General features: G+C 42.7%; 15 protein-coding genes. All 15 read right to left on the bottom strand.

What is annotated here, in order from left to right; translation table 11 throughout:
- Positions 1 to 2 precede the first annotated feature (2 nt).
- Positions 3 to 824: a thiamine-phosphate kinase gene (locus P9L93_06145; protein MDP8230667.1), complete on the bottom strand. Its 822-nt coding sequence runs from the start codon at positions 822 to 824 to the stop codon at positions 3 to 5.
- A complete protein-coding gene (mtnA, locus tag P9L93_06140; protein ID MDP8230666.1) occupies positions 796 to 1,821 on the bottom strand; it encodes an S-methyl-5-thioribose-1-phosphate isomerase in 1,026 nt (341 codons plus the stop codon). The genes P9L93_06145 and mtnA overlap by 29 nt, the downstream gene beginning before the upstream one ends.
- A gap of 15 nt (positions 1,822 to 1,836) precedes the next feature.
- A complete protein-coding gene (locus P9L93_06135) occupies positions 1,837 to 2,928 on the bottom strand; it encodes a DUF362 domain-containing protein (GenBank protein ID MDP8230665.1) in 1,092 nt (363 codons plus the stop codon).
- Positions 2,929 to 2,938: 10 nt separating this feature from the next.
- Entirely contained in the window at positions 2,939 to 3,997 is a 1,059-nt protein-coding gene (locus tag P9L93_06130; GenBank protein ID MDP8230664.1) for a type II CAAX endopeptidase family protein, read from the bottom strand.
- The gene (locus P9L93_06125; GenBank protein ID MDP8230663.1) at positions 3,991 to 4,758 is read right to left on the bottom strand and encodes a TatD family hydrolase; all 768 of its coding nucleotides are present in this window, start codon (positions 4,756 to 4,758) and stop codon (positions 3,991 to 3,993) included. Before P9L93_06125 ends, P9L93_06130 begins: the two co-directional genes overlap by 7 nt.
- Entirely contained in the window at positions 4,752 to 5,909 is a 1,158-nt protein-coding gene (nifS, locus tag P9L93_06120) for a cysteine desulfurase NifS (protein ID MDP8230662.1), read from the bottom strand. The genes P9L93_06125 and nifS overlap by 7 nt, the downstream gene beginning before the upstream one ends.
- A gap of 9 nt (positions 5,910 to 5,918) precedes the next feature.
- Positions 5,919 to 7,403 (bottom strand): methionine--tRNA ligase, encoded by a 1,485-nt coding sequence (gene metG / locus P9L93_06115; GenBank protein ID MDP8230661.1) that lies wholly within the window; start codon positions 7,401 to 7,403, stop codon positions 5,919 to 5,921.
- Positions 7,404 to 7,531: 128 nt separating this feature from the next.
- The gene (locus tag P9L93_06110; protein ID MDP8230660.1) at positions 7,532 to 8,317 is read right to left on the bottom strand and encodes a stage 0 sporulation family protein; all 786 of its coding nucleotides are present in this window, start codon (positions 8,315 to 8,317) and stop codon (positions 7,532 to 7,534) included.
- A 1-nt stretch (position 8,318) separates the two neighbouring features.
- Complete coding sequence (locus P9L93_06105) at positions 8,319 to 9,260, bottom strand: DNA polymerase III subunit (protein MDP8230659.1); 942 nt, start codon at positions 9,258 to 9,260, stop codon at positions 8,319 to 8,321.
- A gap of 137 nt (positions 9,261 to 9,397) precedes the next feature.
- Positions 9,398 to 10,018: a dTMP kinase gene (gene tmk, locus P9L93_06100; GenBank protein ID MDP8230658.1), complete on the bottom strand. Its 621-nt coding sequence runs from the start codon at positions 10,016 to 10,018 to the stop codon at positions 9,398 to 9,400.
- 82 nt (positions 10,019 to 10,100) lie between these two features.
- Positions 10,101 to 11,462 (bottom strand): cysteine--tRNA ligase, encoded by a 1,362-nt coding sequence (gene cysS, locus P9L93_06095; protein MDP8230657.1) that lies wholly within the window; start codon positions 11,460 to 11,462, stop codon positions 10,101 to 10,103.
- A 2-nt stretch (positions 11,463 to 11,464) separates the two neighbouring features.
- Complete coding sequence (gene ispF / locus P9L93_06090) at positions 11,465 to 11,935, bottom strand: 2-C-methyl-D-erythritol 2,4-cyclodiphosphate synthase (protein MDP8230656.1); 471 nt, start codon at positions 11,933 to 11,935, stop codon at positions 11,465 to 11,467.
- A 49-nt stretch (positions 11,936 to 11,984) separates the two neighbouring features.
- On the bottom strand, positions 11,985 to 12,653 hold the full coding sequence (ispD, locus tag P9L93_06085; GenBank protein MDP8230655.1) for a 2-C-methyl-D-erythritol 4-phosphate cytidylyltransferase: 669 nt from the start codon (positions 12,651 to 12,653) through the stop codon (positions 11,985 to 11,987).
- A gap of 4 nt (positions 12,654 to 12,657) precedes the next feature.
- On the bottom strand, positions 12,658 to 13,674 hold the full coding sequence (locus tag P9L93_06080) for a PIN domain-containing protein (GenBank protein ID MDP8230654.1): 1,017 nt from the start codon (positions 13,672 to 13,674) through the stop codon (positions 12,658 to 12,660).
- Positions 13,671 to 14,396, bottom strand: a complete 726-nt coding sequence (locus P9L93_06075) for an MlaD family protein (protein MDP8230653.1) — start codon at positions 14,394 to 14,396, stop codon at positions 13,671 to 13,673. The genes P9L93_06080 and P9L93_06075 overlap by 4 nt, the downstream gene beginning before the upstream one ends.
- Positions 14,397 to 14,404: the final 8 nt, after the last annotated feature.

Below are 14,404 nucleotides of genomic sequence, written 5' to 3'. Positions count from 1 at the left end.
GCTTATTTAAAATGGTTGTAGCCTTTTGTTGGTGGCTTGTGCTTTTTGCCAGTAATTGCGCCAATCCTTGAAAGCCTTGCCTTAAAAGGCCATGATTTTATTAATCTCTTTGTGTCTTTTTTAGAAACTGTAAATACCAGCTCAAAATCTTCCCCGTCTTCTATGGATCCTGTAAGCGGTATATCCTTATCATTGATCACTGCGCCGACATTGCTTCTTTCCAATATATGGCCAAGATCAGCTAACAGACCGTCAGATACATCTATCATTGAATGAATATTGAAATTTTTAGTAAGAAACCTCGCCTCTTTTAGACGAGGAGTAAATCTTAAATGCTTACCTTTTAGCGACCCTCCGATAGAGCCTGTGACCAATATCGCATCGCCTTTCTTGGCGCCGCTGCGTAAAACCAGGTTCTTTTTTTCGACCTCACCGAGGAGCGCAATATTTATGATGATCTTTTTGGAGGCGATTGTGTCTCCACCAACTAGATCTACTTTGAACTTCCTCGCAACATCCCTTATACCTTTATATATAGCGTCCACATATTTTACTTTTAAAGAACCTGGTATACCCAGGGATATCACTGCGCACTTGGGAATCCCTCCCATTGCCGCGATATCGCTTATGTTTACTGACAGACTTTTCTTACCGATCAGGTATGGCGAGGCAGTCTTACGGAAATGCCTTCCCTCAAGCAGCATATCAGTTGTAAACAAAAGAAACTTACCCTTTTTGTATTTTAAAACAGCTGTATCATCTAAGTTCGTAGACTTAGTGATCCTTTTTATAAGTTTAAATTCTCCCAAATCTCTTATTCGCATATACACCTGATTCAGTTATTATTGCTGTTATGAGTTCACTTGGCGTTACATCAAATGCTGGATTAAAGACCTTGGATTTATTTGGCGCTGTCTGTTTTGATCCCACATAGATAAGTTCTTCAGGTTTTCTTTCTTCTATAGGGATGTCAGCGCCTGTGGCTGCATTTCTATCTATGGTAGAACTTGGTGCTGCCACGTAAAAAGGGATCTTGTGATGTTTGGCAAGCACTGCGAGTCCATATGTGCCGATCTTATTCGCAGCATCTCCATTTCGCGCGATCCTGTCAGCACCGACGATGATCTTTGTGACGCCCTTATTCTTAATGGTAGACGCTGCCATGTCATCGCATATAAGTATGGCATCGATCTTGTTTTTCATAAGCTCCCACATGGTAAGCCGCGACCCCTGCATGAGCGGCCGTGTCTCATCCACGTACACCTTAAAACGCTTACCCTGTTTCTTTGCCTCATAAAGAGGAGAAAGCGCTGTGCCATAGCCTGCTGTTGCGAGCATGCCTGCATTGCAATGCGTGAGTACAATGTCTCTGTTCTTTATCAATCTGGCGCCGTTCTTTCCTATTGCGCGGCACATTTGTTTATCTTCGTTCATTATAGAAAGCGCTTCTTTTAAAATTGCTTTTTTAATCTGGTGAAGATTAGAAGAAGATGAAATATTCAAAAAGCAATTCTCCATTCTTTTTAGCGCCCAGAAAAGATTCACTGCAGTTGGCCGAGTCTTTTTAAGTTTCAGATAAGCGCTCTTCAGATCCTTCTTAAGTCCAGCTAATGTCTTTGCCTTTGAATTTATGGCTGCGAGGGCATAACCTAATGCAACAGATACACCTATTAAAGGCGCGCCGCGAACCCTTAGCTTCTTTACAGCCTCGCACAGCGTATCTACATCAGCGCATCTCACATACTTTAGCCGCGCTGGCAACTCTGTCTGATCAATAAAAACTATCTTATTCTTCTCCCACTTGATAGGTTCAAGCAGCATAACTTCTTCCTCCGTTTATAGGCCAAAGACGCGGGCCAGGAAATTCCGTCTTAATTCTATTGCATTATGCGGGCACACCTCATGACAGCACATGCACCTGATACACCTATGATGATCTATAGTGAATCCTTTAATTGCAGATACAGGACAACTCTTAGTACAGATATCGCATTTTTTACAAATATCTTTATTTATATACGGTCCAAATCTGATAAAACTTGCCAGCATCTTAAGGGTGCGATCCGGCAGCATGAATAGCTTCTTAGAATGTGGCAACTTAAACCCTTCTATGAAATTCTCTGAAACGCTTTCGCCTACAACCTCAATATTTTCTAAAGATATCTCTCCGAGACCTCTTTTATTAGCTTCTTTGGTCGTCAGGATATCCGAAGGCCTGACCCCGATCAAATGCGAAAACACACTATCTATAGCCACGCCATCACTACCTGCCATCAAAATCCCGGTATCTCTCAGCCTGCCTGCGCTAGGCCCATCTCCATCCATTGAAACAATCCCATCCATTAAAACAAGATGCGGCTTAACTATCTCGTAGACATCCACCAAGGTACCAACAAACTCTCTGGGATTAGGAAATCTTTTGTGGTACTCGGTCTTTATAAGACCAGAGACAGCGCCATACATATTTTTTATAGCACCTGTCAAGGTCGTCAGACTATGCGTCTTCATCTTAGGCAGATTAATTATCTTATCGCACTCGAAAAAATAAGAAGATATCGGAATGCCGCGAACCATCTTGACATCCTTACCCTGGCCAAGCTCAATACCTTCTTCCTTTGCCATATTTAAGAATCCTGAAGCATCATATGCCTCTTTAGGGGTCAAAGAGCCGCCTGGATTATCACCTACTATTGGCACTGCGCCACAATCCCTTACCAGCCTCGCGCATGCCCTGACGATCTCAACGTGCGTGTTAGCGCCCTGCTCTGGCGTTTTTCTTGAAAGCATATTAGGCTTAAGAAGTACCTTTTCGCCTTTTTTTACAAAAAGCTCCAGGCCGCCTAGAAGGCCAAAGGCCTTTTTAATTGCAGGGCCGACCTCTTCAGCGCTATATGTCTTACACTTTACAAGAGAAACCTTTGCCTTCATTAATTTGGGCCTAACCTATTAATTCTTTTAGAAAAAATACAAAAGCCACGATAATGGAATTATGCAATATATGAACACTTATCGACGCCACAAGCGAACCTGTAGTCTCGTAGAGATATGCCAAAAGCACGCCCAGCGCCATTATGGGTAAAAATCCAACGATGTTTGTATGCAGCATACTAAAAATAGCGCCACTTAAAAATGCCGCGGCCAATACACCTGTATGCTTTCTTACAGCACTGTACATAAACCCTCTAAAAAAGACCTCTTCTACTATAGGCCCAAGCACTGATACAAAGACTGTCAGAAATAAAAGCACCAGGCTCTTCTTCTCTTCCATGAACACCTCAAATACAGGCTGAGGCGGCGGCGTATATCCCAACGCATTCAAGATCCATATAGAGAAGATCAATATTACCAGCAAAACCGGCAACATAAAAATATAGGCAGTTATGCCAGATAAAATATTTCTTAAAAAAGAAGAGGTCTTTAGTCCCAACTCCTGTATGTTCTTTTTGTATTTGACCATGACAAAATACAAGATCACCATCGCTGCAACAATATCTATAAAAAAGGTATTGATTATCATGCGTAGATTCATAGTCAATTCAAGATGAAAGGACTTCACGACATACGCCTCGATGATCGCCAGCACATAACCTGCAAATATTATAATAAGGACTGCCCTGAATATGTCCAGTATCTCCCATGGTGCTCCCGCACCCTTTCTCCCTATCTCCACCCCGTCTCTGTAGGCCGGGTTTAAACCCGGCCTACAGAGACGGGGCTTTCCCCTAAAAATAAAAACAAGATTCAGCACCAAAGACAGGGCAAATATAAAAAATCCAAAGTATACAAGATACTTAAAGAATTTTGCGCTGAACTTATCAGACTCGAAAAAGTCCTTAACCTTTTCTTCTGTAACACCCAGTTCCTCAAAGTTCATCGAAGACAAAGACTTTTCACTAGGCGTCTCTTTTTTTACGGTCTTTACCTGCATCAAATTTACAGCTAATATAAAAAAGAGTATTAGGAAATATATCTTTTCACGCCTGATGAACTCTAGCATAATCCAAACAACCTCTTTGCATTCTCCGTTGTAATCTTCGCGACTTCTTTAAAGTCTAGACCTTTTATATTCGCGATCTCCTCAGCCAAATACTTCACATACATGGGTTCATTGCGCTTTCCCCTAAACTCCTGCGGCGCTAAAAAAGGCGCGTCTGTCTCAAGCAGAAGTCTCTCCATGGGCACGAGCCTTGCTATATCGCGCAGCCTACCAGCATTCTTAAATGTAAGATTACAGGTAAAAGATACATGCATGCCAAGGTCCAGACACTCCCTAAGCAGGGCCTCGTCTCCTGAAAAACAATGCATAACACCCTTTATAGACTTCCCTATCTCTTTTCTTAAAATAGCTAATGTATCTTTATGGGCGTCGCGATTATGGATAATAATAGGTAATTCTCTTTCTTTTGCCTCGCGCAATAATTTTATAAATAATTTCTTCTGGTTCTCTTTTGATGAGATATTTTTATAATAATCAAGGCCTATCTCCCCGACCGCGACGACTTTTTTGCTCTCAAAAAATCTTCTGAATGATTCCAGATCCTCATCTCCTGCATGATCAGCGTCGTGCGGATGGATACCTGCTGCGGCGTATATAAATTCATGCTTCTCTGCGAGCTCCAGAGACCTTTTAGTACCTTCCATACTGGAACCAACATTGATGATAAATTCTATGCCCTGTTCTTTTGAACGAGCAATGACTTCACTCCTATCTTCGTCAAAATTCTTAAAATCCAGATGGCAGTGTGTGTCTATTAACATAGAGGGGACATTTCTCTGAGTCTTTTTACTACAGGCGGGATCTCTATCAGGCAATAATCTACGTCCTCGTCTTTATTTTCGTAACCGAATGAGAACCTTATAGAACCTTGCGAGCGATCTGGCGGGACTCCTATACTGGTAAGGACATGAGAAGTTTCCAGCGAACCAGACGTGCAGGCAGAACCTGTCGAGGCAAATATACCCTTCATGTCAAAATTCAATATCAATGACTCTCCTTCAATATACCTGAAACTTACATTAAGGGTATTTGAGAGCCTGTTATCCGGATGGCCATTCAGGTAGATCTCATCGAGCTCTTTCTGGAGGCCAGTCAGTAATTTTTTATTCAACCTTTTCATGTGTTTATTGTTTTTCTTCATATCGCGCTTTGCTATCTCCATGGCCTTTGCGAAACCAACAATACCAGGCACATTCAATGTCCCAGCCCTTCTCTTTCTCTCGTGATACCCGCCAGCCTGAAAAGGTACGATCTTAACACCCTTCCGGATGTATGACGCTCCTATACCCTTTGGCCCACTTAATTTATGGGCAGAAAATGAACAGAGGTCCACGCCTAGATCTTCCACATCTATAGATTCCTTGCCCAGGGCCTGAACCGCGTCTGTGTGAAAATACACGCCATTTTTTTTCGTGATCTTTGCGATCTCCTTTATTGGCTGGATAGTACCTATCTCGTTATTGGCAAACATAACTGAAACAAGAACTGTATCTTTTCTTATCGCTTCCTTTAATCTGTTTAAATCCACCACGCCATATTTGTCAACAGGCAGGTACGTCACTTCAAACCCAAGCTGCTCTTCTAAAAATTTGCATGACTCCAGGACCGCGTGATGCTCTATCTGTGTAGTTATGAGATGCCTGCCTTTATCAAGATTTGCGATCGCAACGCCCTTTATCGCAAAATTATCAGATTCTGTGCCGCCTGATGTAAAGACGATATCCACTGGCTCTGTAGCTATGGCATTACCTATTATCTCTCTTGAGGATTCCACTGCCTTAAGCGCAGACTGACCTTTAGAGTGCACGCTCGAGGCATTGCCATAATCGCTAGTAAGATACGGCATCATGGCATCTAAAACTTCCTTGCGAAGCGGTGTAGTGGCGTTATGATCTAAATAAATTTGTCGCATGTTGACTCCTTACTTCTCTATTCTGGGAAAAAGTGGTTTACCTTTATTGATCTTGGTACCTGGCTTTGCAAGGCCGAGTTGAATCGCCATATTCTCTGATGTAGTCGGCATAAACGGGTATAGTGCGCTGCAAACTATGCTCAAGACATCATAGAGATCACGCATCATATCTTTTAACTGGTCAGTCTTTTTTTCCTTAGAAAGCTTCCATGGCGCCTTCTGTTCTATGAATTTATTCGCCATGTTTATCAATTCCCATATGGCTGTAAGCGCCTTGCTGAAATTTATAGTATCCAGGGCTACTTTGATCTCGGATTCCAAACCCTTTGCCTTATCAATAAGAGATTTACTAAGCTCATCAACATTCCGCGTCCTTTTAGGCACAGCTCCTTCAAAATATTTCTCTATCATTGAAAGCGTCCTGTGCAGGAGATTACCAAGATCATTAGCAAGGTCGCTGTTGATCCTTGATATCAAGGCCTTTTCCGAAAACGAGCCATCCATGCCAAACGGCACTTCTCTTAAAAGAAAATATCTATATGCGTCAATGCCAAATCTATCTACCATTTCCTTTGGATCTATTATATTGCCCTTGGACTTAGACATCTTGTCCTCGTTTATCTTCCACCAGCCGTGCGCGAACACTGTCTTTGGCATCTCTATGCCTGCAGCATGAAGCATTATGGGCCAGTTAACCGCATGCATCCTTAAAATATCCTTACCTATCATGTGTATGTCTGCCGGCCAGAATTTTTTAAATTTCTTTGGATCATCGCCATAGCCACATACGCTTATATAATTTATGAGCGCGTCAAACCACACATATGTGACATGGTCTTCGCTAAAAGGCATTGCCACTCCCCATGAAAGCCTTGATTTTGGCCTTGAGACACACAGGTCATTCAAAGGGTTTTTTAAAAAACTTAAGACCTCATTGCGTCTTATAACAGGTAATATAAAATCTTCGTGCGAATTAATGTAATCTACGAGCCAACCCTGATACTTGGAGAGCTTGAAAAAGAAATTCTTCTCTTTTATGTGTTCTACCTGACGCTTGCAGTCAGGGCACTTCTCCTCTATGAGCTGCGCCCCTGTCCAAAAACTTTCGCACGGGGTGCAATACCACCCGCTGTACTCGCCTTCATAGAGATCCCCATTCTTATGCAACATCTCGAGTATCTTTTTGACCACCTCTTCGTGTCTGGGCTCTGTAGTCCGGATAAAATCATCGTATGAGATATTAAGCTGCTTCCACAGATCCTTGAACCTTGGCACCACGCTATCCACAAACGCCCTCGGCTCCATGCCTTTTTCACTGGCTGAGTCCTGTATCTTCTGACCATGCTCATCAGTACCTGTGGCAAATAATACTTCGTCGCCTTGCAGTCGTCTGAACCTGGCAAGCACATCACAGGCAATGTTAGTATAGGAATGCCCGATGTGCGGATTACCGTTTACGTAATATAGGGGGGTGGTGATATAAAATTTTCTCATAATTTTAATAAATCCCAATACTACCAATAATACCAATACTACCAAATAAATCCAAAATCCCAAATCCCAATTTTGGGATTTTGAAATTGGGATTTATTTGGGATTTGGTAGTATTTGGATTTGGGATTTCATTTATTGTAATCTAACTCTATATGCTTTCCTTCCTCCAGTTCAACAGTTACCTTGCGCCTTAAGGCGTTTACACTTACTACCCTGCCCTTGCCATGCTTTGTCTTTATCTTTTCGCCTTCTTTTGGGAGTCCTTTTAGATACTTCTTATAATTCTGATATTCATATCCCAGGCAACACATGAGCCTGCCGCAACAGCCTGAGATCTTTGAAGGATTGAGCGGAAGATTCTGTTCCTTTGCCATCCTTATCGTCACTGGCTCAAAACCCTTTAAAAAACTAGAGCAGCACAGAGGCCGGCCGCAATGCCCGAACCCGCCCAGCATCCTTGCCTCATCCCTGACGCCTACCTGCCTCAACTCTATCCTTACCTTAAATATATGGGCCAGGTCCTTTACAAGCTCCCTGAAATCCACCCTGCCTTCAGAGGTAAAATAAAAAATAAGCTTTGTCCTGTCAAAGGAATATTCCACATTGATCAGCTTCATATCAAGCTTGCGTTCCTGGATCTTTCTGGTGCATGTCTGGGACGCGTACTTGATCCGCTTCTTGTTTTCATTTATGCGCTCCATATCATCCTTTGTAGCTATGCGCACAATTTTCTTCAATGGTTTTTTAAGCTTGTCCTCTGAAATGCTCTCTGGCACGCTTATCACCTGAGCATAATCCTGACCCCTTTCAACTCCGACGATCACATAGTCCCCCACCTTCGGCTTCATATCATTGGGTTCATAATATAAGGTAATACCTGCCTCTCTTAATCTGACTTGAATCACTTCCTTCACGTTAACCTCGTTTCAGTTCCACTGCTAAATTGAAAAGCGCTATTTTTGGATTTACATTCGCTCTCACATGGCCTATTGTCTTCATTATGGCCAAGACATCTTTCTGTAATTTCTCTCTTGAAAACCTGGACGCGTACGAAAAGATCTCGCGTGAACGATCCGCATTTAATAATTCGTCAGGTGCCTGTGTAAATTTTGACACCAATAGATCCCTGTACCAGCACAAAAGCATATATAGAGACTGGCCGATATTCTTTAGCAAATCCCCTGATAAAACATTTTCTTTTAAAAGCGCGCTCTTTCTCAAGAAAAAATCATTCACGACCTGGTCGCGTCGCGCAATAATATCCCCTTCCTTGAGCTCCATTGCCCTGCCAAGGCTACCCATTGCCATATGCGAAAATAGCACAGCCTCTTTTTCTTCCATGTTCCGCGCCTCAAGAAATTCCTGAATTCTACTCTGGCTAAGAGAATAAAACTTCACGACCTTGCATCTCGATAAAACCGTAGGGAGTAGCGCTGCGGCATTAGAGCTGGTCAATATCAATATATGATTCTGCGGCGGCTCCTCCAGAAGCTTTAAAAGCGCATTCTGCGCCTCCAGGGTCATGGCCTCTGCATCGCTTATGATAAAGATCCTTTTCTTTGCCTCATACGGCTTCAGGCTCGCCTGATAGATTATCTCTCTTATCTTCTCTATCTTTATAGAACTGGACTTTCCTTCTGGATATACGATAAATACATCCGGGTGATTCCCAGAATCTATTTTTCTGGACGCTATATCATCGTGATTTATGGCCTTTGCGAACTCAATGGCCGCAGTGCGCTTACCAATGCCGTCAGGTCCGAAAAATAGATAGCTCCCCCTTGCTGTATCCTGCGCGATTATGCCCTTAAGCGAATTAACCGCTATGTCTTGCCCGATTATATTTTCGAATGACATATCTATTATTTTGTTGTGTGTTGTGTGGGTGTGTTGTGAGTTATGTGTCGGGTTGTGAGGATGGGTTGTGTGTTTTTACTCACTACCTACACCTCACAACTCGACCCACAACCCATAACTCATCCTCACCCTCACAACTAACCTATTAACTTTAAAACTATTTTTCTAATTTTCTCCTGCGTTTCTGAAATCTCCCCTATCGCTGAAAGTATCCTTACCCTGCGCGGTTCCTTGCGGGCGATCATCAGATATCCCTGCCTGACCTTTTTATGAAAGAGGAGTGATTTTCTCTCCATCCTGTCTTTATTTTTTCCTGAACGTAAAAGTCCCTTTTTCGCCTCTATGTCCAATAAAAAAGTAACTTCAGGAGATATACCCTTTGTAGCAATCGTATTTATGTCCTTTATGGTCTTTAAATCAATTCCTCCTGCATATCCCTGATAAACAAGCGTAGCATCTGTAAATCTATCACAGACTACGATCTCGCCTCTCTTTAACGCGGGTAAGATCTTTTCCTTTATGATCTGCGCCCTCGCGGCAATATATAAAAGCATCTCACATGCTACATCCATGCCTTTATTCTTGGGGTCCAGCAATACCTTGCGTATCTTTTCACTGATAAGCGTGCCGCCCGGCTCCCTGGTATATAAAACCTTATGACCTTTTTCCCTCAAAAAATCACACAAGAGCTTAGAATGTGTACTCTTACCACTCCCTTCCGGCCCTTCGAATGTGATGAACAATCCCCGCTTATTCATGATCCCCTTAACCTAACTTTACTTGGCAAGGCTGGACCTCGGCTTTTTTAAAAAAGCCGAGGTCCAGCCTTGCCAAGTAAAGTTAGGTCGTTCGCCAGGTGGTGCCGTCTTTTTGATCCTCGAGTATAATGCCCATTTTATCTAATTTTTCTCTTATTTTATCCGCTGCCTTGAAATCCTTTTCCTTCCTGGCTTTATTTCTTTCCTCTATGAGTTTTTTTACCTCTACCTTAAGTTTCTGGACTTTTCTTTTCTCAAACAACCCGAACACCCTACCCAAATCCAACAACTCCCTTGTCCCTTGTCCCTTGTCCCTTGTCCCTAATTTATTAACATACGTAACTAAATCGAACAGCGCCGCAAGTGCACTTGGAGTATTAAAATCATCATCCATAGCCTCCTCAAACCTCTTGCGAAATTCTTCAACCCCCTTGTCCCTTGTTGCTTGTCGCTTGTTGCTATCGGAGCTGCCCAACACGATACTGAACCTCTCCATCGCCCTCTTCGCCTCTTCCATCCTCTCCCAGGAAAAATCCACTGGATGAGAATAATGCGTCTGTAAGAATAATATCTTAAGTACGTCTGCTGAATATTTACTCAGGATCTCTTCTATTGTAATAAAATTTCCCAGGGACTTGGCCATCTTTTCTTTATTGATAGTCAAAAGTCCGTTGTGTATCCAAAAACGCGCGAATTTTTTTCCTGCGCCCTCTGATTGCGCAATCTCGTTCTCGTGGTGCGGAAAGATAAGATCTATGCCTCCGCCGTGTATGTCAAACTCGTCTCCTAAAATATCCGAGCTCATCACCGAGCATTCTATATGCCAGCCAGGTCTGCCTTTTCCCCATGGACTCTCCCAATAAGGCTCACCATCCTTGGCCTTTTTCCAAAGAGCAAAATCAAGTGGGTCCTTTTTGTGTTCTTTTGGAGAAACTCGCGCCCCAACCTCCAGGTTCTCAATGCTCTGATTTGACAATTTGCCATATTTCTTTGCCTTTTTAATATTAAAATACACATCGCCATCTGATTCATAAGCTACGCCTTTTTTTATCAATATAGCGATAAAATCCTTCATCTTACCTATATACTCTGTGGCCTTTGGCTCTTTATCAGGCCGCTTGATACCCAGATCATCCATGTATTTATGATAGACCTTGAGGTATTTATCTGAGACCTTTTTTACCGCGCTATTTAAATCCTCTTTCTTAAATTCATCTCTCGCTTTATTGATTATCTTATCGTCGACATCAGTGACATTTCTTACAAAAGTAACCTTGTGTTTTTTATATTCAAAATACCGGCGTATCACATCAAATGCATAAGCGCTTCTCGCGTGACCGATATGAGGCGCGTCGTAAACCGTTGGGCCGCATACGTACATACCGATTTTTCTCTTGGGCTCGAAACTTTCCTTTTTTCTCTTAAGCGTATTATATATCTTCATTTTTATTTCACTAAAGAAGCTACGGCATACGCCGCTATGGCCTCGCCTCTGCCAAGCGCGCCAATACCCTCTTGTGTCGTTGCCTTGACATTGACGCTCTCCTTAGCTATCCCTAGTGTCTTTGCTATCTCTTGCCTCATGGCATCTTTAAAAGGCGCTATCTTGGGTTCCTCCAATATGATCACAGAATCCACATAGTCGACTTTAAAGCCTTTTTTATTTATCTTATCCGCAACCATTTTTAAGAGTTCACTACTCGCTATACCAGCGTATCTATCATCATTGTTAGGGAACTGATGGCCTATATCGTCCATGCCCGCGGCCCCAAGTATTGCATCGCATATTGCATGCAGGAGTGAATCTCCATCTGAATGCCCGGAAAGCCCTTTGATATGCGGGATCTCGATCCCACCCAACATAAGAGGCTTATCATCAACAAATCTATGTATGTCATAACCTATTCCTACACGCATATGTGCCTCCTATTTCCCTCCTCCTCTGTAGGCCAGGTTTAAACCTGGCCTACAGAGGAGGTAAACTACACAACATCTTTGCCAGTTTCAAATCTTCTTCTGTCGTGATCTTTATATTTCTGTACGAGCCCATGACTAGTTTTGGTTTTATGCCCAGGAGCTCGACCAGCATGGAATCATCTGTTATGTTTTTCTTGCCAATGGCCCTGTATGCCTTCTCTATTAAATCTCTTTTGAATACCTGAGGTGTCTGCGCCTCCCAAAACTTTGTCCTATCAGGCGTGTATGCTACACAGCCTCTCCTCCCAGCGCATTTCAAGGTAGGTTTTACAGGTACCGCGACAACACTTGCGCCAAAAGAGCGAGCTGCCTTTAAAGAGGCGTTTATTAATTTATCAGTAAGAAAGGGTCTCACGCCATCGTGGATCAATACATAATCTATGTTGCTAGACACCTTTTTCAATGCATTAAGCACGGAGTGCTTTCTTTCCCTTCCTCCAGCTACTACCTTTACATTCTTGATCTTGAATCTCTTGACCCTTGCTATATGTTTTTTATCGACGCTGACAATGATCTCTTTTATGTGTTTATTCTTTGAAAGCCTGACTAGCGTATGCGCAAGTATTGGTTTGCCGCAAAGCTTTATATGTGGCTTGGCTATCTTTGATTTTATGCGCCTACCTTTACCTGCGGCGGGAACTATGGCTGCGACATTCATTTGACTAACGTTTATTCTTCTTAATGTCTTCGGGTAACTTCCCAAATATCATCCTTCCTGCTGCTGTCTGGAGCACACTGCCCACTACTATACGTACACTCTGGCCTATTGATCTTCTTCCATTGTCCACGACCACCATGGTACCGTCCTCAAGATATCCCACTGCCTGATTGTATTCCTTGCCTTCTTTTACAAGGCGTATATCCATTGTCTCGCCAGGCAATACCACTGGCCTCAAGGCGTTTGCCAGTTCATTTATATTCAAGACCTTCACGCCCTGGATCTCTGCGATCTTATTGAGATTATAATCATTTGTAAAGACCTTTGCGCTCAAGATCTTGGCGAGCCTCACGATCTTCGCATCTACTTCCTTTACGTCGTGAAAATCCTCATTATGGATCTTCACGTCTATATTTGAATTTTTCTGTAGCTTGCTCAGGATATCCATGCCTCTCCTGCCGCGAGCCCGCTTCAATGAATCACTGGAATCAGCTATGGCCTGCAGTTCCTTTAGCACAAAACGCGGCACAATAAACTTGCCTTCCATGAATCTGCTCTTGCAAATATCTGCTATGCGGCCGTCTATGATAACACTTGTATCAAGGATAATGAGTTCATCCTTCTGATCCTGCCGTGAAAACTTGACGTATGGCACGATAATATTGAACTCATCCCTGCCGCGCACAGCGACTATCATACCCAGGTAACAAAAGATCAGGGTAAGTATTACCTTTGAAGAATAAAGGACTGTTGGGTTAAGCGGTATGAGCGAAAGCGTATCAGAGACAAGCTTTGCCATTATAAGTCCGAATATAAGGCCGAATACAGCAGACGAGAGTCCCCTTATAGACGCCTTTCTCGTTACAAATTCGAACGCGATTATCGATACCGCTACAATAAAACCAATCGCTGCGCCAATAAGCGCAAAATCCATTTCACCTGCCTGCACAAAAGAACCAACTTGAAAACCAACTATGATACTTAGTAACATGAAAAATACGCGTATGAAAATTAAAGTCATTTCTTCTTCCTCCTACTCTCTTTCGGCCTGTATAAAAGTTTCCATGGATGTTTCTTTATGTCCAGGATCATCTCGTCCATATTTTTATACAAGCTGTCGTCTGACATAAAGCGGCCTATGGTTCCGTCGCCTTCTTTTGCCTTAGTAATAAAATCTCTCATGTCCGCTGTAAGGGCCTCCAGGTTAGAGACTGTATTTTTTACAGAACTCTGAAATTCTTCGTCACCTACGACCTCTCCTATTGATTTTATCATGATCTCCATCTTTGCAACCAGTTCCTTGGTATCCCTTGCAAGCTCCTCCGTAGATACAGGATCCTGCCCCCTTAATGTATCTCCCTTTTTCAAAAGCCTTTTATCCTTTGAACCTGGTACTATCTCAAGATACTTCTCACCTAACAGGCCTAACGTATTTATGGCTGCCTTTGCATCCTCGTTTATCCAGGTATTCTGCGACACCCACACAAAGACCTTTACCATAGGACTCTGCTCTATCTCGTCATAATATACCTCTATATCCTGCACCTCGCCGACCTCTACGCCTGCATACCTGACAGGCGCGCCCACGCTTATGCCATTGGCAAAACTAAAAACTATATCTATGGTATAGCCGCGTTTGATGCTGTAAAAATTACCTATTGAAAATACTATGATCGATAATATGACTATTCCGATAAAAATAAATATACCGACCTTTAATTCAAAATTTGATCGAGTGAACATCGCCACCT

The sequence above is a fragment of the Candidatus Gorgyraea atricola genome (assembly GCA_030765235.1).
GTDB lineage: Bacteria > Omnitrophota > Gorgyraeia > Gorgyraeales > Gorgyraeaceae > Gorgyraea > Gorgyraea atricola.
The sequence above is the reverse complement of the archived record's forward strand: the minus strand, read 5'-3'. Positions and strand labels throughout refer to the sequence as shown.

What these genes read in the sequence shown, in the direction of transcription:
- P9L93_06145 (MDP8230667.1), bottom strand. Translation starts at nt 824, where the DNA reads ATGCGAATAAGAGATTTGGGAGAATTTAAACTTATAAAAAGGATCACT.
- mtnA (MDP8230666.1), bottom strand. Translation starts at nt 1,821, where the DNA reads ATGCTGCTTGAACCTATCAAGTGGGAGAAGAATAAGATAGTTTTTATT.
- P9L93_06135 (MDP8230665.1), bottom strand. Translation starts at nt 2,928, where the DNA reads ATGAAGGCAAAGGTTTCTCTTGTAAAGTGTAAGACATATAGCGCTGAA.
- P9L93_06130 (MDP8230664.1), bottom strand. Translation starts at nt 3,997, where the DNA reads ATGCTAGAGTTCATCAGGCGTGAAAAGATATATTTCCTAATACTCTTT.
- P9L93_06125 (MDP8230663.1), bottom strand. Translation starts at nt 4,758, where the DNA reads ATGTTAATAGACACACACTGCCATCTGGATTTTAAGAATTTTGACGAA.
- nifS (MDP8230662.1), bottom strand. Translation starts at nt 5,909, where the DNA reads ATGCGACAAATTTATTTAGATCATAACGCCACTACACCGCTTCGCAAG.
- metG (MDP8230661.1), bottom strand. Translation starts at nt 7,403, where the DNA reads ATGAGAAAATTTTATATCACCACCCCCCTATATTACGTAAACGGTAAT.
- P9L93_06105 (MDP8230659.1), bottom strand. Translation starts at nt 9,260, where the DNA reads ATGTCATTCGAAAATATAATCGGGCAAGACATAGCGGTTAATTCGCTT.
- tmk (MDP8230658.1), bottom strand. Translation starts at nt 10,018, where the DNA reads ATGAATAAGCGGGGATTGTTCATCACATTCGAAGGGCCGGAAGGGAGT.
- cysS (MDP8230657.1), bottom strand. Translation starts at nt 11,462, where the DNA reads ATGAAGATATATAATACGCTTAAGAGAAAAAAGGAAAGTTTCGAGCCC.
- ispF (MDP8230656.1), bottom strand. Translation starts at nt 11,935, where the DNA reads ATGCGTGTAGGAATAGGTTATGACATACATAGATTTGTTGATGATAAG.
- ispD (MDP8230655.1), bottom strand. Translation starts at nt 12,653, where the DNA reads ATGAATGTCGCAGCCATAGTTCCCGCCGCAGGTAAAGGTAGGCGCATA.
- P9L93_06080 (MDP8230654.1), bottom strand. Translation starts at nt 13,674, where the DNA reads ATGACTTTAATTTTCATACGCGTATTTTTCATGTTACTAAGTATCATA.
- P9L93_06075 (MDP8230653.1), bottom strand. Translation starts at nt 14,396, where the DNA reads ATGTTCACTCGATCAAATTTTGAATTAAAGGTCGGTATATTTATTTTT.